Origin of the sequence: Vibrio sp. 10N.247.311.47 (assembly GCF_041467535.1) — a bacterium.
GTDB lineage: Bacteria > Pseudomonadota > Gammaproteobacteria > Enterobacterales > Vibrionaceae > Vibrio > Vibrio crassostreae_C.
In genome coordinates this window covers 64,599-83,224 of sequence record NZ_JBFSUR010000011.1, presented here as the reverse complement: position 1 = coordinate 83,224, position 18,626 = coordinate 64,599, and the positions used below count along the sequence as shown (strand labels likewise).

The 18,626-nt window shown below is 43.8% G+C and carries 19 protein-coding genes; 11 read left to right on the top strand and 8 right to left on the bottom strand.

What is annotated here, in order from left to right; translation table 11 throughout:
• Window positions 1-11: 11 nt before the first annotated feature.
• From AB6E51_RS09740 to zipA, 3 genes are all read right to left on the bottom strand, one after another.
• Window positions 12-1,112 (bottom strand): porin, encoded by a 1,101-nt coding sequence (locus tag AB6E51_RS09740; protein ID WP_102332550.1) that lies wholly within the window; start codon window positions 1,110-1,112, stop codon window positions 12-14.
• A gap of 525 nt (window positions 1,113-1,637) precedes the next feature.
• Window positions 1,638-3,650 carry an NAD-dependent DNA ligase LigA gene (gene ligA, locus AB6E51_RS09735; RefSeq protein WP_372058936.1) on the bottom strand — a complete coding sequence of 671 codons (2,013 nt, stop codon included), beginning with the start codon at window positions 3,648-3,650 and terminating at the stop codon, window positions 1,638-1,640.
• A gap of 92 nt (window positions 3,651-3,742) precedes the next feature.
• Window positions 3,743-4,786 carry a cell division protein ZipA gene (gene zipA, locus AB6E51_RS09730; protein ID WP_017061932.1) on the bottom strand — a complete coding sequence of 348 codons (1,044 nt, stop codon included), beginning with the start codon at window positions 4,784-4,786 and terminating at the stop codon, window positions 3,743-3,745.
• 229 nt (window positions 4,787-5,015) lie between these two features.
• Between zipA and cysZ the strand changes: the two genes are divergently transcribed.
• The 5 genes from cysZ (at window position 5,016) to crr (ending at window position 10,017) form a co-directional block, all read left to right on the top strand.
• Window positions 5,016-5,774 (top strand): sulfate transporter CysZ, encoded by a 759-nt coding sequence (cysZ, locus tag AB6E51_RS09725; RefSeq protein WP_029235129.1) that lies wholly within the window; start codon window positions 5,016-5,018, stop codon window positions 5,772-5,774.
• A 237-nt stretch (window positions 5,775-6,011) separates the two neighbouring features.
• The gene (gene cysK / locus AB6E51_RS09720) at window positions 6,012-6,980 is read left to right on the top strand and encodes a cysteine synthase A (protein WP_017061934.1); all 969 of its coding nucleotides are present in this window, start codon (window positions 6,012-6,014) and stop codon (window positions 6,978-6,980) included.
• Window positions 6,981-7,282: 302 nt separating this feature from the next.
• Entirely contained in the window at window positions 7,283-7,540 is a 258-nt protein-coding gene (locus AB6E51_RS09715; RefSeq protein WP_004734263.1) for an HPr family phosphocarrier protein, read from the top strand.
• A 136-nt stretch (window positions 7,541-7,676) separates the two neighbouring features.
• Window positions 7,677-9,401: a phosphoenolpyruvate-protein phosphotransferase PtsI gene (gene ptsI / locus AB6E51_RS09710; protein WP_372058934.1), complete on the top strand. Its 1,725-nt coding sequence runs from the start codon at window positions 7,677-7,679 to the stop codon at window positions 9,399-9,401.
• Between the two features lie 106 nt (window positions 9,402-9,507).
• The gene (gene crr / locus AB6E51_RS09705; RefSeq protein ID WP_004737851.1) at window positions 9,508-10,017 is read left to right on the top strand and encodes a PTS glucose transporter subunit IIA; all 510 of its coding nucleotides are present in this window, start codon (window positions 9,508-9,510) and stop codon (window positions 10,015-10,017) included.
• A gap of 485 nt (window positions 10,018-10,502) precedes the next feature.
• Here crr and AB6E51_RS09700 read toward each other — a convergent pair whose 3' ends face one another.
• From AB6E51_RS09700 to AB6E51_RS09685, 4 genes are all read right to left on the bottom strand, one after another.
• Window positions 10,503-11,636, bottom strand: a complete 1,134-nt coding sequence (locus AB6E51_RS09700) for a flagellin (protein WP_102300543.1) — start codon at window positions 11,634-11,636, stop codon at window positions 10,503-10,505.
• Window positions 11,637-11,933: 297 nt separating this feature from the next.
• A complete protein-coding gene (locus tag AB6E51_RS09695; RefSeq protein WP_372058932.1) occupies window positions 11,934-13,067 on the bottom strand; it encodes a flagellin in 1,134 nt (377 codons plus the stop codon).
• A gap of 121 nt (window positions 13,068-13,188) precedes the next feature.
• Window positions 13,189-14,112, bottom strand: coding sequence for a Dyp-type peroxidase (locus AB6E51_RS09690; protein WP_372058930.1), 924 nt, complete (start codon window positions 14,110-14,112; stop codon window positions 13,189-13,191).
• Between the two features lie 66 nt (window positions 14,113-14,178).
• A complete protein-coding gene (locus AB6E51_RS09685; RefSeq protein WP_171732524.1) occupies window positions 14,179-14,640 on the bottom strand; it encodes a DUF2919 family protein in 462 nt (153 codons plus the stop codon).
• 109 nt (window positions 14,641-14,749) lie between these two features.
• On the opposite strand from AB6E51_RS09685, the gene AB6E51_RS09680 reads away from it, so the two are divergent.
• Both AB6E51_RS09680 and AB6E51_RS09675 read left to right on the top strand, forming a co-directional pair.
• On the top strand, window positions 14,750-15,112 hold the full coding sequence (locus AB6E51_RS09680; protein WP_372058929.1) for a DUF2956 domain-containing protein: 363 nt from the start codon (window positions 14,750-14,752) through the stop codon (window positions 15,110-15,112).
• Window positions 15,113-15,124: 12 nt separating this feature from the next.
• A complete protein-coding gene (locus AB6E51_RS09675; protein WP_065585044.1) occupies window positions 15,125-15,457 on the top strand; it encodes a DUF4156 domain-containing protein in 333 nt (110 codons plus the stop codon).
• A 91-nt stretch (window positions 15,458-15,548) separates the two neighbouring features.
• On the opposite strand, the gene AB6E51_RS09670 is transcribed toward AB6E51_RS09675, so the two are convergent.
• Window positions 15,549-15,836 carry a helix-turn-helix domain-containing protein gene (locus tag AB6E51_RS09670; RefSeq protein WP_004734273.1) on the bottom strand — a complete coding sequence of 96 codons (288 nt, stop codon included), beginning with the start codon at window positions 15,834-15,836 and terminating at the stop codon, window positions 15,549-15,551.
• Between the two features lie 205 nt (window positions 15,837-16,041).
• On the opposite strand from AB6E51_RS09670, the gene AB6E51_RS09665 reads away from it, so the two are divergent.
• The 4 genes from AB6E51_RS09665 (at window position 16,042) to AB6E51_RS09650 (ending at window position 18,562) form a co-directional block, all read left to right on the top strand.
• Window positions 16,042-16,389, top strand: a complete 348-nt coding sequence (locus AB6E51_RS09665; protein ID WP_017060699.1) for an ArsC family reductase — start codon at window positions 16,042-16,044, stop codon at window positions 16,387-16,389.
• A 98-nt stretch (window positions 16,390-16,487) separates the two neighbouring features.
• The gene (dapE, locus tag AB6E51_RS09660; protein ID WP_017060700.1) at window positions 16,488-17,624 is read left to right on the top strand and encodes a succinyl-diaminopimelate desuccinylase; all 1,137 of its coding nucleotides are present in this window, start codon (window positions 16,488-16,490) and stop codon (window positions 17,622-17,624) included.
• A 45-nt stretch (window positions 17,625-17,669) separates the two neighbouring features.
• Window positions 17,670-18,344: a M15 family metallopeptidase gene (locus AB6E51_RS09655; RefSeq protein ID WP_372058927.1), complete on the top strand. Its 675-nt coding sequence runs from the start codon at window positions 17,670-17,672 to the stop codon at window positions 18,342-18,344.
• 8 nt (window positions 18,345-18,352) lie between these two features.
• Entirely contained in the window at window positions 18,353-18,562 is a 210-nt protein-coding gene (locus tag AB6E51_RS09650) for a DUF2897 family protein (RefSeq protein ID WP_146492475.1), read from the top strand.
• The last annotated feature ends 64 nt before the right edge of the window (window positions 18,563-18,626 follow it).

The following is an 18,626-nucleotide window of genomic DNA, read 5'->3' as shown; positions in this document are numbered from 1 at the left end:
AAGATTCTAGCTTAGAAACCGTATTCAAGACCAACGCGAGTTACGATATCTGTATCAGCGTCACCAACAGTACGACCCGCTACACGTAGGTAAGGTACGAAACCGTTATGAACAGCCATTAACTGACCAGAAATAGTGTTGCTGTCTGAGTTAGCGTCTTTCTTACCGTTTGTTTCAGACTCAAGGTTAGCTGCGTAGCCTAGTTTGAAACCGATTGGACCATTCCAGTATTGACCGATGATAGAGTAAGAATCTTGAGTTACTTTGCGGATGCTGTTATCTAGCTCTTCGCCTTTATATGCTGCAGCGAAACCGAAACCTGCTGGTAGGCTAGCTTCGAAACCAACAATGTATGCGAATGTATCATCATCGTAACCAGCTACTTCAGGAGCCTGTTCTGGGTTACCGTTTTCATCAAAAGACCAATCACCACCAGACGCGGCAACGACACGAGTACCAGATTCAACCGCACCCATTAATGTTACTTTCTCGAAGCTGTACTTAGCACTTGCGCCAACAAAGTTTGCGTCACGAGTTGCTGCACCACCACCGTTGTCGTTATCGTCACGACCAACAGAAGCTGCAAAAGAGAAACCGCCAAATTTAGCTGAATCGTAACGAACTTGGTTAGATTGACGATCGTAGTGACCGTTGATGCCGCCCCAATCGAATACAGAACCTAGACCAGGGTTAGAGAATGGCCAGTCGACGATTTCGTATAGTGGAGTAAGAACACGACCCACACGCAGGTTACCCCAAGAGCCAGAAGCACCAACGAACGTATCACGGAAACCAAGCACACCGCCTGAAACGCCGCCATGACCCCAGTCTGTGCTATCTACGTAGCCAGATTCAATCTGCATTGTGATTAATACGTCATCAAACATCTCTTTATGAGCACGGAAGCCGATACGAGATTCATTCTCTACAGCGTAACCAGTACTAGAGTCGTTGTTGTCAGTTGTGTTGTAGTTAACTAGAGAGATAGCTGCAACACCGTATACGTCAACGTTGAAATCAGAGTTGATACCAACTTCTTTCGCCATTACGCCTGTCGATAAAAGTGCAACGGATGCACCTAGTAGAGTACGTTTGAAAATTTTGTTTTCCATGGAATAAAACTCCTAAAAATGGATATAGCTGTTTGAATATTCCCCGCCTAAAGTTGGCCGCCGTAGAGAGAAATACCTTTTCTTGTTTGAGAACCCTAAACTCTGAATTCTCTATTTCCTTTCTGGTTATACACATCATGTGCATCCATGGCATTAAGACTAACTTCGCCCTCAAAAAGATCAATGAGAACTTAATTTTCATCTAAAAAAATATGAGTTGGTGCAAATTTAATAGGTACTTAGTGATCCAGATCGATAAATAGAAAAATCCTCACCAAAACAAAATCAATACCAATAAATTCAACAACTTGAGGTAATTATCACTTTGTAAAAATAGATATGACTCGCATTTTTGATACAACTACAATGGTATTTCATTAATGTTGAGCAGCGTCACTGTCCTGATTTTAGAGTTCGTATAGGAACAAAATTCTCAACAATTAAAAAGCCCTCATTTTTATATCAGAAACAAAAAAGGCACTCCCTTGAAAGGAGTGCCTTTGAGCTTTTTTTATCTGTATTTACTTACGAAATAAGGGCTATTAGATCTTCTTCTGTTCTTATTTCGATACCTAAATCTTGTGCTTTAGTTAATTTAGAACCCGCAGCTTCACCGGCAAACAAGATGTCCGTTTTCTTCGATACGCTACCCGTCACTTTCGCACCTAATGCTTGTAACGCAGCTTTAGCTTCACTTCGACCTAATTGCGACAATGAGCCTGTTAACACAACGACTTTACCTTCTAATGGTAGCTCTTGGTCATCGGCAGCTTCTTTGATGATTGGCCAATTCACACCTAGCTCTATCAGCTGATCGACGACCGCTCTGTTTTTCTCTTGTGAGAAGAAGCTGGTGATATGGCTAGCAACGATGTCACCAATATCTGACACTTCAACTAATTGTTCATGAGTAGCTGCTTGAACCAGTTCCAACGTCTTAAAGTGTTGCGCTAAGTTCATCGCTGTCGCCTCACCGACTTCACGAATACCGAGTGAATAGAGGAAACGCGCTAACGTCGTGTCTTTAGCTTTATTCAACGCACTCACGACGTTCTGTGCCGATTTAGGCCCCATTCGGTCAAGAACAGTAATCACGCCAGCACTTAGCTTAAATAAATCAGCAGGTGTTTCGACCATTTCACGGTCCACAAGCTGCTCAATAACTTTCACGCCCAGTCCATCAACGTCTAGCGCCTTTCTAGAAACAAAGTGTTTAAGTGCTTCTTTACGCTGCGCCTGACAGACTAAACCGCCAGTACAACGCGCTACAGCTTCACCTTCTACACGCTCAACCGCAGAACTACATATTGGGCAAGCATCAGGGAAAACAATGTCTCTAGCCGTTTCAGGGCGACGATCTAGTACAACAGCCACAATTTGCGGAATAACATCACCTGCACGGCGAATAATAACGCTGTCGCCTACCTTCACGCCTAAACGCGCAATCTCATCGGCATTGTGTAAAGTGGCATTGCTGACTGTCACGCCACCAACGAAGATAGGTTCAAGTTTAGCAACCGGCGTAATAGCACCAGTACGGCCCACCTGAAATTCAACGTCATTGAGCAGTGTAATCTCTTCTTGAGCTGGAAACTTATAAGCAATTGCCCAACGTGGCGCTCTAGCAACAAAACCAAGCACTTCTTGAGCCGCGATATCGTCGACTTTGATAACAACGCCATCAATCTCGTAAGCCAGAGCATCACGACGAGTCATAATATCTTGGTAATAGGCTTTCACGTCTTCGAGAGAGCTCAGTTGCTTAGTCTCGGGGCACATAGGTAAGCCCCAACCTTTAAGCTGTAAAAAGCGTTGGTAGTGACTATTTGATAGCTCAGCGCCTTGTACAACACCGACACTGTATGCGTAGAAAGCTAGCGGACGTTTCGCAGTAATACGGGAATCAAGCTGACGCAGGCTACCTGCGGCGGCATTACGTGGGTTAACAAATACTTTCTCGCCTTTCTTCAACGCCATCTCATTCAACTTATCGAAACCCGCTTTTGGCATAAACACTTCGCCACGAACTTCAATACGCTGCGGCCAGCCTTCACCTTGTAACTTAAGTGGGATAGAGCTGATCGTACGCACGTTTTCAGTGATGTTTTCACCCGTCGCACCGTCACCACGAGTCGCAGCCTGAACTAAAATACCATTCACATAGAGTAGGCTAACGGCAAGGCCATCAAGCTTAGGTTCACAACAGAAAGTCTTGAGGTTAGCGGTTGGCGCTCTATCAGACATTCGCTTATTGAACGCATCCAAATCTTCATCAGAGAAAGCATTGTCCAGAGAAAGCATTGGGATCTCATGAGTCACTTGAGTGAAACCATCGAGAGGCTGACCACCAACACGTTGGCTCGGAGAATCTACCGTCACTAGTTCCGGGTTCTCTTCTTCGATCTTTAGCAATTGCTGCATTAATCGATCGTACTCGACATCAGGGATCTCAGGGCTATCTTCTACGTAATAACGAACGGCGTGATAATGCAGAGTTTCTCTTAACTGCTCTAAGGTAACTTGAATCGATTCTTTCATATCATTCTCTATCGTGATTGAAATATCAAAAAGGGCTCCCTTAGGAGCCCTTTTCTATAAATATAGATTATTTACAAGGCTAAACAATACGGCTAGGCATTCGATGCCGTCATAAAGTCTCTGATTTGCTTGCGGTAGTCAGATAAACGGTTTGGTGTCATTAAGTTGCGTGACTCATCCAACACGTTTCCGCCCATATCGTCAGCAATTTTCTGCGCCGCACTCAGCATCACATTGAAGTTTTGATCAGCTTGACCATAACAAGGCAACGTCATAAAGAACGAAATACCTTTAGTCGTGAAGTCAGCAGGATCATCATGTTCTAGCGTCCCTGGCTGCATCATGTTTGCAACGCTGAAAATAACCTTTGGTGCATCTGTAGATTGTGCAAAGCAGTGGTAAATAGACATCTCACCATAAGTTAAACCGTTGTTCTCCATGCTGCGGAAAAGTTCAGTCCCAACGAATGGGATCTCTCCAGCACAGTGAACATTAAGAACGATCACTTCTAAACCAAGTTCTTCATCTGGTTTTGCTTCTTCAACAGTCGCACTTTGCGGAGTCACGACTTCTTTCGCAACAACGGGCTCTCTTTGAGTAAGCGTTTCGTTTGGAACGACTGGCTCATCAACTGTTTCAGAAGGCTCTTCAAACGAACCGTACTGCACTTTAAAGCCGGCATGGTTTTCTTTTTGCTCGTCAGTCAACTCAAAGCTTGGAACTTCAGGCTCAACGTCCTTCTCTTCCTCAATCACTTCAGGTTCACTTTCAACCTTAATTGGGTCTTCTACGCTGAAAGAAGGAAGATCATTTAATTCGATATCATCTTCGTAAGCTTCTTTCGCTTGTGGCGCTGTTAGCGGATCTGAGTCGATCAGCGGATCAGTATCAGAGGGTGAAACAGCAAAATCCGGCTCTTTACGTTCTTTTCGGATTATCTCAAAATCATCTTCTGGGGCGAATGAACGGTTTGGAATAGTTTCTGCTTCATCTAAGCTGTCGTTATCAAGCTTACCGAGCGGCTTATCTCCAAACTTTGCTTTCCCTTCTTTTTTACTCGTCCATAGACCATGGAACAATAATGCGGCGATAGCTAATGCGCCAACAATAATGAGTACAAATCGCAATTCCTGCATTTTTCGCTCTCAGCTTTCTTAGTCAACTAGCTATAAACACGCTGTCACTAAGTTGGGTTAATTTGGCTAATCTCACTACTCTATCAAAAGTAGCCACTGTTTTAGAACAACTTAATACAATTAGTTCCTTACATGGTGTGATTTTCACCACGCTTTTTTTCTTAATTTCGGTCGAGTACACTAGACATGTTTGCTATTTAACCAAATTCACATGTGACCTAATTTAAATATGACTATTGAATCTGTTCCCCGCTCCGGCTTTGGCTATTTTATTTTCGGAATAAAAATCGCTTTATCACCGAGCATTCGTAAGTTTGTACTAATGCCACTTATCGCGAACGTGTTACTCGTTGGTGGTGCCTTGTTTTATATCTTCTCCAACCTAAACACTTGGATTGAAGGTTGGATTGGTGCATTGCCAAGTTTCTTGTCGTGGTTGTCATACATTTTATGGCCATTACTTGTGTTAACCGTCTTGGCCACATTCTCGTATTTCTTTAGCACGCTCGCTAACTTCATTGCCGCACCGTTCAACGGTTTACTCGCGGAAAAAGTTGAAGAGTTGTTGAGCGGTAAAAAAGTTAATGACGATGGTTTACTTGATGTCCTCAAAGATACCCCACGTATATTAGCGAGAGAATGGCGCAAGCTTGTCTACATTCTGCCAAAAGCGATCGGTTTATTCCTACTTTTGTTAATTCCAGCACTAGGGCAAACCGTTGCTCCGTTTTTATGGTTCATTTTCACAGCATGGATGTTAGCGATTCAATACGCCGACTACCCGTTCGATAACCATAAAATCAAATTTGATGACATGAGAAACAATTTGAAACAAAAACAAGGCAAGAGCTACAGCTTTGGCGCGCTTGTTTCTGTGTTCACCACAATTCCAATTCTAAACCTGATCGTAATGCCCGTTGCCGTTTGCGGCGCGACGGCAATGTGGGTTGCTGAGTTTAAAGACCAAGCTCTGCGTTCTCGTCTATAATTCTCGTCTATTACCCCGCCTATACTTCCTAATTTCGCCTATCTTTTTGAAGTTCTGATTTCAATAAAGATAGGCGTGAATTCTGCTACATATCTATATGATATAACTTTTTAATCCTTTTACCTTTTTTTCAACTTGTTTAATCTAAATTCAAGCTGAATAAACATCGTAAGACACTAGACGGTAAAGTGATTGATATACTACGTTTAGTTCTGTCATTAAATGAAGGAATATCGCATGAGCAAGATCTACGAAGACAACACCCTAACGATTGGTAACACACCTCTAGTCCGCCTTAACAAAGTAAGCAAAGGTAACGTCCTAGCTAAGATCGAAGCTCGTAACCCAAGCTTCAGTGTTAAATGTCGTATCGGTTCAAACATGATCTGGGAAGCAGAAAAAGCGGGTACGCTTAAGCCAGGTATCGAGCTTGTTGAACCTACCAGTGGTAACACAGGTGTTGCACTTGCATTCGTAGCAGCAGCACGCGGTTACAAACTAACGCTAACTATGCCTGAATCAATGAGCCTAGAACGTCGTAAGCTGCTTAAAGCGCTTGGCGCAAACCTAGTGCTGACTGAAGCACCAAAAGGTATGAACGGTGCGATTGCTAAAGCAGAAGAGATTGTTGCTTCAGACCCAGACAAGTACCTACTACTTCAACAGTTCAACAACCCAGCCAACCCACAAATTCACGAGCAAACGACTGGTCCTGAAATTTGGGAAGCAACAGACGGCGAAATCGACGTGTTTGTAGCGGGTGTTGGTACGGGCGGTACTATCACAGGTACAAGTCGTTACATTAAAGGTGAAAAAGGCAAAGCGATCACTTCAGTAGCGGTTGAACCAGCAGAGTCTCCAGTGATTGCACAGGCACTTGCAGGTGAAGAAATCAAACCAGCTCCACACAAAATTCAAGGTATCGGTGCAGGTTTCATCCCTGGAAACCTAGATTTAGAGATTATTGACCGTGTTGAATCGGTAACTTCTGAAGAAGCGATCGAGATGGCTCAACGCCTAATGAAAGAAGAAGGTATTCTTGCTGGCATCTCATCTGGCGCGGCAGTAGTAGCAGCGAACAGAATCGCCGAACTACCTGAATTTGCAGGAAAAACTATCGTTACTGTACTACCAAGCTCTGGTGAGCGTTACCTAAGCACAGCCCTATTTGCTGGCATCTTTACGGAAAAAGAGAACCAACAATAATATGTGGTCAAATCAATTTTTCGTCCAAAAAAGCCCCGTTTAGGGGCTTTTTTGTTGATCCCTGCCCCACCTTTGGTAATATCAGGTCTGTTTTATTTTTCGCTTCAAAATAAAAGAAGCAATAAACAAATTCTGAAAGTCATGAGTACTCAGCAAAAGACGACCATGGCTGGATAAAAATTTATAACCAGTCTAAGTTCTAACACGAACATGGCGTACTAGCCTCTAGCGCATTTGGGCTAAAGCAGTTAAGCTAATCTGGTTACAAACTTACAAAAAATAAATTAATTGGGGTATATAAAATGTACGAGAAGCAAGTAGAAATCACAGCAGAAAACGGTCTTCACACTCGTCCAGCTGCACAGTTCGTTAAAGAAGCAAAATCTTTCGACGCTGACATCACAGTGACTTCTAACGGCAAAAGCGCTAGCGCGAAAAGCCTGTTCAAACTACAAACTTTAGGCCTAGTAAAAGGTACTAACGTTACTATTTCAGCTGAAGGTCCTCAAGCTCAGCAAGCAGTAGACCACCTAGTTGCTCTTATGGATCAACTACACTAATACGGTCTCCTTCTTTCAAAGCCATTTTGCATAGCAAAGTGGCTTTGTTCGAAATAGATAGGAATAAGCGCGACATTAGTCGACGACTTAAAGTCACACACTCTCCCGTTTACAGTTGAACAACTAAGGTAAGGCTATGATTTCAGGCATCCTAGCATCTCCTGGTATTGCTTTCGGTAAAGCACTACTACTTCAAGAAGATGAAATTGTCCTAAACACTCAATCTATCTCTGACGACCAAGTTGAAGCAGAAGTACAGCGTTTCTTTGACGCTCGTAACAAATCTTCTCAACAGCTTGAAGTTGTTAAGCAAAAAGCACTTGAAACTTTTGGCGAAGAAAAAGAAGCAATCTTTGAAGGCCACATCATGCTGCTTGAAGATGAAGAGCTAGAAGAAGAGATTTTAGCACTCATCAAGAAAGAAAAAATGCACGCAGACAACGCGATCCACACTGTGATCGAAGAGCAAGCTGTTGCACTAGAGTCTCTTGATGATGAGTACCTAAAAGAACGTGCAACTGATATCCGTGATATCGGTACTCGTTTCGTTAAAAATGCTCTAGGCATCAACATTGTATCTCTAGCAGATATCAATGAAGAAGTTATCCTAGTAGCTTACGACCTAACGCCATCTGAAACTGCACAAATCAACCTAGACTACGTTCTTGGTTTCGCTTGTGACATCGGCGGTCGTACATCTCATACTTCAATCATGGCACGTTCTCTTGAGCTTCCAGCTATCGTTGGTACTAACGATATCACTAAGCAAGTTAAGAACGGCGACATGCTTGTGCTAGACGCGATGAACAACAAGATCATCATCAACCCTTCTGAAGCTGAACTAGCAGAAGCTAAGAAAATCAAAGCAGATTTCGAAGCAGAAGCGGCTGAACTAGCAAAACTAAAAGATTTACACGCTGAAACTCTAGACGGTCACCGTGTAGAAGTTTGTGGCAACATCGGTACAGTAAAAGACTGTGACGGTATCCTGCGTAACGGCGGTGAAGGCGTTGGTCTGTACCGTACTGAATTCCTATTTATGGACCGTGACGCGCTTCCTACTGAAGAAGAGCAATACGTTGCTTACAAAGAAGTAGCAGAAGCAATGGAAGGCGAGTCAGTGATTATCCGTACTATGGATATCGGTGGCGACAAAGACCTACCATACATGGACCTTCCACAAGAGATGAACCCGTTCCTAGGCTGGCGTGCAGTACGTATCAGCTTGGATCGTCGTGAAATCCTACGTGACCAACTACGTGGCATCCTACGTGCATCTGCACACGGTAAACTACGTATCATGTTCCCAATGATCATTTCTGTTGAAGAGATCCGTGAACTGAAAAAAGCAATCGAAGAGTACAAAGTTGAACTTCGCGCTGAAGGCCTAGCTTTCGATGAAGAAATCGAAATCGGCGTAATGGTTGAGACTCCAGCAGCTGCTGCAATCGCACACCACCTAGCGAAAGAAGTATCTTTCTTCTCTATCGGTACTAACGACCTAACGCAATACACTCTTGCGGTAGACCGTGGTAACGAAATGATTTCTCACCTATACAACCCACTATCTCCTGCTGTTCTTACAGTAATCAAGCAAGTGATCGACGCATCACACGCTGAAGGTAAGTGGACTGGTATGTGTGGTGAGCTTGCTGGTGATGAGCGTGCAACGCTACTTCTTCTTGGTATGGGTCTAGATGAGTTCTCTATGAGCGGTATCTCTATCCCTAAAGTTAAGAAAGTAATCCGTAACTCTAACTTCGCTGAAGTTAAAGCTATGGCTGACGAAGCACTATCTCTACCAACAGCTGCTGAAATTGAAGCTTGCGTAGAAAAGTTCATCGCTGAGAAAACTCAGTAATCGCCAATCGCTTAATAACGTTAGACGGCTAAAAATAGTCGTCTAATTTGTTAGATTGGTATAGTATATTCTACAGAATAAAACTAAACGTTAGGAGCATGACACAATGGGTCTGTTTGACAAACTGAAAAAGCTTGTATCTGATGACAGCGCTGATGCTGGTGCAATCGAAATCATCGCACCTCTTTCTGGTGAAATCGTAAACATCGAAGATGTGCCAGATGTAGTTTTCGCTGAAAAAATCGTTGGTGACGGCATCGCGATCAAACCAGCTGGCGACAAAATGGTAGCTCCAGTTAACGGTACTATCGGTAAGATCTTCGAAACTAACCACGCATTCTCTATCGAGTCTGACGACGGTGTTGAGCTTTTCGTTCACTTCGGTATCGATACTGTTGAACTTAAAGGCGAAGGCTTCACTCGTGTAGCTGAAGAAGGTCAATCTGTTAAAGCTGGTGACACTATCATCACTTTCGACCTAGCGCTTCTAGAAGAGAAAGCAAAATCTACGCTTACTCCAGTTGTTATCTCTAACATGGACGAAATCAAAGAGCTGAACAAGCTTTCTGGTTCTGTAACTGTTGGCGAAACTCCAGTTCTTAAAGTAACTAAGTAATCTCGATTACTTATCTGCTTTAATTAAAACGCTACCTAAGGGTGGCGTTTTTTGTGCCTGCTATATAGTTCTAATGCCAGATTACCAGCCGCTTTGGCCTTATACCTAACAACTACAAATCCCCTTCTTCTTTGGGCCTCTCACGAACAGAGATCCCTGACATCTCGCTCGGTTCGATTCTGGGATGACGATTAAACACTATGGTTTAAGCCTGAGTGATTGTTACTCAAACCGACCTCTTCTATACAGTTAGCTATAGAGTCACCAATACCCAACTCCCGTCATTCCCTACAGTGAGGCACGAACGTGATAGGGAATCTCGCTTTCCAATCAACTACCAACACCACAACTCCCCTCTCTTCTCCAAATTTCAGGCAATAAAAAACCCAGCCGAAGCTGGGTCTGTTTAGCGCTCATCTCTCACCACGAGCTAATTTGTGGAAGCCTAACGTCAACACTATCGGTCAACGTGGCTTTTCAATCGATTAACCTAGTAGGCTAAGTGCCGAGTTCGGTGCTTGCTTCGCTTGAGCAAGAATCGAGCTTGAAGCTTGAGAAAGGATCTGAGACTTAGTCATCTGAGTCGTTTCTTTCGCGAAGTCGGTATCTTTAATACGGCTCTTAGATGCGTTAACGTTCTCGTTAATGTTGTCTAAGTTGCTGATAGCGTGGTCGAAACGGTTTTGGAAAGCACCTAGCTCAGCACGGTGACTGTCTACATACTTAAGGGCCGCATCGATTACTGCTACAGACTCTTGTGCGCCGCCAACAGATGTTACGTCGATAGTATCAACCGTTACGTCTTTAGCTGCTTGAATACCTAGCTCGCCCGCAAGACCGCCAGAGAAAGACACATCGCCGCTCACTTTGTTGTTGCCTGTGAACATTTGTAGCTTGCCGTCTTCAGTAACAGACGCTTTAACAGAATCTTGTTGACCGTTGATGTAAGTCGCTAGCTCTTCGATGTCATCACCCGCTTTTGCGCTGATGTCGATTTCTTGTGCTTGGCCGAAGTTGTCAGTGAACGACAGTTTTAGGTCGTTAGAGCCCGCTTGAACGTTCCAGTCTTTGTCTTTCGCGTTCTCAGTTTGGTAGCTCTTACCACCCATCTGAGCGTTATCAGAGCGCATGTCTTTCAGTTGAAGCATTACAGCTTCACCGTTATCCGCACCGATTTGGAATGATTTAGTACCGTGAGTACCGTTAAGCAGCTTGTTACCACCAAAAGACGTCGTTTCCGCGATACGGTTCAGTTCGTCGTTCAGTGCTGTTACTTCTTCTTGAATCGCTACACGCTCAGATTTTGAGTTTGAGCCGTTTGAAGATTGTAGAGACAAATCACGCATACGTTGCAGGATGTTAGTCGTCTCGTTCATTGCACCTTCAGCAGTTTGTGCAATTGAGATACCGTCGTTCGCGTTACGTACAGCAACATCAAGGCCACGACTTTGAACGTTCAAACGGTTCGAGATTTGTAGACCCGCAGCGTCATCTTTTGCGCTGTTGATTTTTGAGCCAGAAGCTAGACGCTCCATTGATGTTTGTTGTGCGCTGTTTGCATTGTTTAGGTAACGTTGCGCTGTCATCGCTGAAACGTTTGTATTTACATTCACTGCCATGGTGACTTCTCCAATTGATTTTCCGGTATAGCGGTTTCCGACGTCTCGGAAAACCAAGTAGTTATCTCTAAGTTACTTTTAATAACGGCGTGATTGGCGAAACCTTTAGGAAAAAAACAACAAATTTAAAGAAATAGCGGTAAAACAGAAGAAAGCGTGACTGGTCGTAAAATTATCGAAAAAAGATGAGAAAATCGCTAAAGTTGCCGGGAAGTCAGTCGAGTGAGAAATTGTATTTTTATTCGCCAAAAAGCACCGACCAAGCTGAAATGCTTTTATAAGATTGTAGGTAATTCATTAACCTAATAACGTTAAAGCTAGATTCGGCGCTTGCTTGGCTTGAGCAAGTATCGTTGTGCTCACTTGCTGCAGTATTTGTTGCTTGAGCATTTGAGTGGTTTCTTTGGCGTAGTCGGTATCTTTGATTCGACTGTTTGATGTCGCCAAATTCTCATGAACGTTTTCAAGATTGTTAATGGCATGATCAAAGCGGTTTTGCATTGCCCCTAATTCAGAGCGATGGCTATCGACATACTTCATCGCCGTATCCAAAATAGAGACGGCGCGCTGAGCACCACCCACATCCGTTACATTGATGTCATTAACTGACTCGTAATAGCCCGCTGACATCGAAAGCTCACTGGCTAATGAACCTGAAAAAGAGATGGTACCCGCGGTATCTTCACCTGACATATAAATCTGAAGTTGTCCGTCATCATTAACAGAAGCCGATAAGAGATCCGTTTGACCATTAATGTAAGTCGCCAACTCTTCGATATCATCGCCCGCTTTCGCGTTGATGGTGATCTCTTGTGGCTGACCAAAACGATCGGTAAACGACATCGTCATATCATTCTGGTTTGATTTCACTTCCCATGAATCACTGGCCATGCCATTAGCAACGTAGCTAAAGCCGCCCATGTTGATGTCATCAGTACGCATGCTTTTCAAACCAATCTGCACAGCTTCGCCCGAACTGCCACCAATCTGAAATGACGTACTACCAAAATTACCATTGAGAAGTTTTTTGCCACCAAAAGAAGTGGTCTCTGCAATACGATTCAGCTCATCGTTTAAGGCGGTAATCTCTTCTTGAATCGCCGTTCTTTCCGACTGGCTATTTGAACCGTTGCTTGCTTGTAGAGACAAGTCGCGCATGCGCTGCATGATATTGGTGGTTTCATTCATCGCGCCTTCAGCGGTTTGCATGATAGATATACCATCATTCGCATTACGCACAGCGACATCAATACCACTCATCTGCGCTTCCAAGCGGTTCGAAATTTGTAGCCCTGCAGCATCGTCTTTAGCGCTGTTAATACGACTCCCTGAAGCCAAGCGCTCCAAAGATTGGTTCAGCATGTTATTGGCATTAGAGAGGTTTCTCTGGGCCACCAGCGCTGAGACATTGGTATTAACAGTTATAGCCATAGACCTTCGCTTACAAAAAGAGGAATAAAACTCACGATTGCTCTTATATCGACCAATTCATATAAAGCTTTAATAAAAAAGGAGCCCTGAGGCTCCCTTTGTTTATTCTTTTTGAGACGACTTACTTAATCGTTAATTCACTCAACATCTCAGTTGAAGGAGCAAAGTAATACGCGCCAGTCACCGCTTTAGTAAAGCGAAGCAGTTGGTCTGTTTTGCCATCAGTTACGCCGTACATGCTCTCTAACATCGCATCGAAGTTATGACGAACGTTACAGTAAGCAATGAACAATAAGCCGTGGTCGCCCGTAGCAGTACCGTAAGGTAGACTGTGGCGAACAATCTTAAGCCCCTTGCCTTCTTCTTTGATATCCACACGGCCAACGTGAGACGCCGCAGGAACATCATCTAACTCAATTGAATCAGGTTTAGTTCGGCCAATCACTTTCTCTTGTGCCGATACATTCAAACGATTCCAAGCTGGCAGGTTATGCACAAAACGCTGCACCATTACATAACTACCACCAGCGAATTCACCCTCAGGCACAATAGCGACTTCAGCACGTTGTGCGTCTTTCGGGTTTTCAGTGCCATCAACAAAGTCTGTCATGTCACGAGAGTCTAGGAAGCGGTAACCATAAGTTTCATCAACCACTTCAACATCAGCTGCTACTTCAGATAGCAATTTACGCAAGATAAAGAAGTGCAGATCATGTCGGTTTGAATGACAGTGAATCAGAACATCAGACAGTGTGCTCGGCGCGGTGATATCACCTTCACCCAGCACAGGGAAGTCGATCAAATCAGCGGGCGCTGCTTGCTCGAACTTATCCCAAAAAGCTTTTGAGAACGCAACCGATGCCGTTAAGTTCGCATCAGGCTGAGTTTGGTTTAGTTCGTCGATTAGAGTCGGAAGCTTTTGAATTTCTGCTAGTACATTAGCAGTATTAGCGTTCACTTTAAGTTGAACGTAAAGCGCGAAAGGCCCAGCTTCAGGCAAAATAGCACTTTGAACGTTAGGCTGCTCATTTGAAACATTAAGCATAGATTAATCCTTTCATTTTTTAGCTTCTAAGTATAATTGGGAATGGGACAAATGTTTTGATGAGAATCAGTCTTCGAGCTCAACCATTTTAAAGCAATCCCTTGCAGCATGGCTATTGGTTAGATAAAGCGCTAACCACAGCAGCAACAATAGGGTGATGCCATTTGACCAACGGAACCATCCGTTATCCAAATAGATTAAATAAATCGTATGGGAGCCCTGTGCCAAGATAGCCATCATGGTAACCCAACGTCCCCATGACACGACTTTGTTAAGGCGCTTTCTATCTGGCGATCTTAGCCCAAATAACCACATCAGCAGCAAACTAGGCACACTCAACGCGATCCCGACATAAAACATCTGATGGTCTGGGTAGATTATCTCAAGAATATCGGTTCCCGATTCTCGGCTTGCGCCTGCAACAATGAAAACGACCAAGGCTTTCGCAAGAAACAACCAACCTAGCCAGAGCAAGATTGGAGCTTTCAAAAAGCCGTGCTTGTCGTATTGTTCTATGGAGTACCGCACAAATCTCACTTTCACTTATTTTCAAACCAACACTTTAACGCAAATCATTCATACTTAACTAGCTTTGCGTTATCTTAGTAGCCAATCCGTTTTAATTGTCGAACTCAGTATGAAAAACAAAACTAATACGCCCTCTGTTGAATCTCAACAGGAAGCACTGAAGATAGCCAAAGCGACTCAAAAGCCAGCTCAAACCAAAGAACAAACTAAACTGATTGCTCAGGGTATCGAGAAAGGCATCGCACTGTACAAGAAACAGCAAAAAGAACGCAGCCGCCAAGCCGATAAAGCTAAAAAGCGCGTACAGAAAGAGAAGCAGACTCTACAAGCGAACCAAGACCAAGACCAAGACCAAGACCAAGAACAGAATGTCGACTTGGATAATGAAACAACATCAAATCACGCCAGTAAATTGCCGTGGTTATTATTGTTCGCTAGCTGGATAGGCTTCGCGATTTATTTGATGAAATAACAGGATAAGCGTATGAAAAAGGAATTAATCGCTTTGGCTATGAGTAGCGTGTTACTCGGTTGCACGACACCGACATCAACGCCTCATAGCGAAGCTGCCAACGTGCAAATGGATTACCATGGCGTGATTAATATCGATAAATGTCAGTATAAAGGGGAAGTCACAGGCAGCGAAGGCCATTGGTACAACTACCTGTTTTACCCAAATGACACATTGATTCAAGGCGCCATGAATCAACTCAAGTCGAATACGATTGAGCTAGGCGCAGATACCGTGATATTCACACTTCCCCAAGATTTTTCCACATCCGTGACTATGCTGGGAACTGCCTATCTGTGTAAGTAAATAGAAACGTAATGGGGTAGCTCACAACTCATATTAGCGAGATGCTCCCTACTATTTCTATTCTAAAAAAAGAAAGCCAGCTTTCGCTGGCTTATGCACTAAATCCAAGGCTTGTTGCTATATCGCCTTTACGCTGGATAACCCATTGACTGTCAAATGGCCCCCAGTCGGATAACTGGTAATAGCCATCATTATGACGTCGCCCATCTTGAACAAACATAAGTTCGATACCGATCCCCGGTAACGCCTTGAGTACATCTTGAATAGTACGACGAGGCCACCCCGTTTTTTCGATGAGTTTAGGCACATTTGGCCTATCAAGGCTTTCCACTAACAATGCTAAATATAGCCGCCTTGCAAAAACAGGACTCAACTCCATTGACACCTCCTATATATGTGCAGCTCAATTATTTCTTTTTTCGCTGACAACATGTTGAGGCTGATCAATAAGTCTCCAATAGTGACATTTTCTTACGCTTTTTTTTCACTCTATGAAATATTCATCACTCTATTTTGTCTGAGTTGCTGCTTCCTGATAGGATTCAACTCATAACAATGAAATAAAATCACTCAAAGGAAGAATAATGACTATCACCATGTTTGGTATCCCAAATTGCGACACCATTAAAAAAGCAAAGAAATGGCTCGAAGCTGAAGGTATCGAGTTCGAATTTCACGATTATCGCAAACAAGGCATCACAGAAGAGCTAGTAACAAGCTTCTGCTCTGAGCTAGGTTGGGAGCTTGTGCTAAACAAACGTGGTACGACTTATCGCCAACTTTCTCAAGAACAGAAAGACACCCTAACAGAAGAAAAAGCGGTGACTTTGCTTGTTGAACAACCTGCAATGATCAAGCGCCCAATCTTAAAAGTTGAGGGTAAGCTTCACATCGGATTTAAAGCCGACCAATACGCGGCTATTTTTGCTTAGATCGTTGTATTTACATAGACAGACAACAGGACGTTGATCAGTGAATCAGCGCCTAAAAATTAATGACTAGACGTTTTATTTAAACAAGGAATTCAAGGATGACAGATAGCCCAACTTTGGCTCTGGCAAAAGACCTAATCAGCCGTCAATCGGTAACACCAGAAGATGCAGGCTGCCAAGACCTGATGATTGAACGCTTAAAAGCACTCGGTTTTGAAATCGAAGTGATGGTATTTGAAGATACGACCAACTTCTGGGCTCGTCGTGGTACTGAAGCGCCTCTGTTTGCTTTTGCTGGTCACACTGATGTGGTACCTGCAGGCCCAATCGAACAGTGGAACACTAAGCCATTCGAACCGACTATCGTAGACGGTTTCCTACATGGCCGTGGCGCTGCTGATATGAAAGGCTCTCTGGCTTCAATGATTGTTGCCGTCGAGCAGTTCATTGCCAAACACCCAGACCACACAGGCTCAATTGGTTTCCTGATCACTTCAGATGAGGAAGGTCCTTTCATCAACGGTACTGTACGTGTTGTTGAAGCATTAATGGCGCGCGGTGAAAACATCGATATGTGTATCGTTGGTGAACCATCGAGCACTGAGTTCGTGGGTGATGTCGTGAAGAACGGCCGTCGTGGCTCTATCACTGGCGACCTAACGATTAAAGGCACACAAGGTCATGTTGCCTACCCTCACCTAGCAAACAACCCAGTACACAGCTCTCTGCTTGCTATTAATGAGCTAGCAACAACTGAGTGGGATAAAGGTAATGATTACTTCCCGCCAACCAGTTTCCAAATTCCAAATGTGAGTGCGGGTACTGGTGCTTCAAACGTGATCCCTGGTGAGTTTAATGTTCAGTTTAACCTACGCTTTAGTACAGAGTTAAGCAACGACATCATCGTTGAGCGCATCACAACGACACTCGACAAGTATGATTTCGAATACGACCTAAGATGGACATTCAATGGCGACCCGTTCTTAACAGACGCAGGTTCACTGCTTGATGCTATTGTTGATGCAGTGGGTCACGTCAATGATGTGAAACCAGCACTGCTAACGACTGGCGGTACATCTGATGGTCGCTTTATTGCACGTATGGGCGGACAAGTGGTTGAACTAGGTCCTGTTAACGCAACGATTCACAAGGTTAACGAATGCGTGAAAGTGGCGGATCTAGAGAAACTAACTGACATGTACGAAAGAACATTAGTGAACCTATTCGCTAAATAGTCTTTCATCAGCGATTCATAGCATCCAATTATTGAGAGACTCGTTATGACACCAGAGCAGCTTACCGGACAATCAGATTCTCATCTAGAGCCTAGCCTGATCGGCACCAAGACCTTCTTGGTCCACAGTGAGGTTAAGAATGACCTGAATAATTTGATTGAAGCTGCTCAGCTCGCTGGTTTTAAAATGGAGATTGCCAGTGGCTTTCGCGACTATGAAAGGCAATCTCTGATTTGGAACCGTAAGTTTTCTGGCGAAGCTCCGATATTAGATTCAGAAAGCCAACCTCTTGATGCTTCAAAACTGACCGAACAACAAAAGCTATCGGCTATCCTGAGATGGTCTGCGCTTCCCGGCGCGAGTCGTCATCATTGGGGTTGTGACTTCGATGTCTTTGCTCGTAACCACTTACCTGAAGGCATATATCTGCAATTAGAACCATGGGAATACCTTACTGGCCACCAGCAATCGTTTTACCAATGGCTATCAGTTCATGCTGCACAATTTGGTTTCTTCTTTCCTTACAGCCAAGATTTGGGTGGTGTGGCGATCGAACCATGGCATATCAGCCATCGCAAAGTATCGGAGTCGTGTTTATCACAGTTATCTCCGACTTTACTTGGCAAGCAACTCCAATCTAAGCCAGTATTAGGGTATGAGATTATTATGGAGCAGCTAGACGAGATCTATGCACGCTTCGTAGCGAATATCAGTCATTAGGAGCGCTTATGTTGGAGTGGCTTACAAACCCTTGGGTTATCATCATCATCGTAGTTAGCGTTGTTGTGGGTAACATCGCAGCGCTCAAACAGACAGCCAATATGGATCTGACGGGGCGTGGTAAAACTGAGCGAGATTTAGATAAGCTCAATCGCTTGGATAAACAGAATCAAGAGAAAGCTGAAAAAGAAGAATCCAAAGACAGTAAAGACGCATAGCTTTTTTCTTTGGCTAATCCGCTTGATTGACCAATTTTGATTGACCAATGTAGCCTGATGACAA

What these genes read in the sequence shown, in the direction of transcription:
- AB6E51_RS09740 (WP_102332550.1), bottom strand. Translation starts at nt 1,112, where the DNA reads ATGGAAAACAAAATTTTCAAACGTACTCTACTAGGTGCATCCGTTGCA.
- ligA (WP_372058936.1), bottom strand. Translation starts at nt 3,650, where the DNA reads ATGAAAGAATCGATTCAAGTTACCTTAGAGCAGTTAAGAGAAACTCTG.
- zipA (WP_017061932.1), bottom strand. Translation starts at nt 4,786, where the DNA reads ATGCAGGAATTGCGATTTGTACTCATTATTGTTGGCGCATTAGCTATC.
- cysZ (WP_029235129.1), top strand. Translation starts at nt 5,016, where the DNA reads ATGACTATTGAATCTGTTCCCCGCTCCGGCTTTGGCTATTTTATTTTC.
- cysK (WP_017061934.1), top strand. Translation starts at nt 6,012, where the DNA reads ATGAGCAAGATCTACGAAGACAACACCCTAACGATTGGTAACACACCT.
- AB6E51_RS09715 (WP_004734263.1), top strand. Translation starts at nt 7,283, where the DNA reads ATGTACGAGAAGCAAGTAGAAATCACAGCAGAAAACGGTCTTCACACT.
- ptsI (WP_372058934.1), top strand. Translation starts at nt 7,677, where the DNA reads ATGATTTCAGGCATCCTAGCATCTCCTGGTATTGCTTTCGGTAAAGCA.
- crr (WP_004737851.1), top strand. Translation starts at nt 9,508, where the DNA reads ATGGGTCTGTTTGACAAACTGAAAAAGCTTGTATCTGATGACAGCGCT.
- AB6E51_RS09700 (WP_102300543.1), bottom strand. Translation starts at nt 11,636, where the DNA reads ATGGCAGTGAATGTAAATACAAACGTTTCAGCGATGACAGCGCAACGT.
- AB6E51_RS09695 (WP_372058932.1), bottom strand. Translation starts at nt 13,067, where the DNA reads ATGGCTATAACTGTTAATACCAATGTCTCAGCGCTGGTGGCCCAGAGA.
- AB6E51_RS09690 (WP_372058930.1), bottom strand. Translation starts at nt 14,112, where the DNA reads ATGCTTAATGTTTCAAATGAGCAGCCTAACGTTCAAAGTGCTATTTTG.
- AB6E51_RS09680 (WP_372058929.1), top strand. Translation starts at nt 14,750, where the DNA reads ATGAAAAACAAAACTAATACGCCCTCTGTTGAATCTCAACAGGAAGCA.
- AB6E51_RS09675 (WP_065585044.1), top strand. Translation starts at nt 15,125, where the DNA reads ATGAAAAAGGAATTAATCGCTTTGGCTATGAGTAGCGTGTTACTCGGT.
- AB6E51_RS09670 (WP_004734273.1), bottom strand. Translation starts at nt 15,836, where the DNA reads ATGGAGTTGAGTCCTGTTTTTGCAAGGCGGCTATATTTAGCATTGTTA.
- AB6E51_RS09665 (WP_017060699.1), top strand. Translation starts at nt 16,042, where the DNA reads ATGACTATCACCATGTTTGGTATCCCAAATTGCGACACCATTAAAAAA.
- dapE (WP_017060700.1), top strand. Translation starts at nt 16,488, where the DNA reads ATGACAGATAGCCCAACTTTGGCTCTGGCAAAAGACCTAATCAGCCGT.
- AB6E51_RS09655 (WP_372058927.1), top strand. Translation starts at nt 17,670, where the DNA reads ATGACACCAGAGCAGCTTACCGGACAATCAGATTCTCATCTAGAGCCT.
- AB6E51_RS09650 (WP_146492475.1), top strand. Translation starts at nt 18,353, where the DNA reads ATGTTGGAGTGGCTTACAAACCCTTGGGTTATCATCATCATCGTAGTT.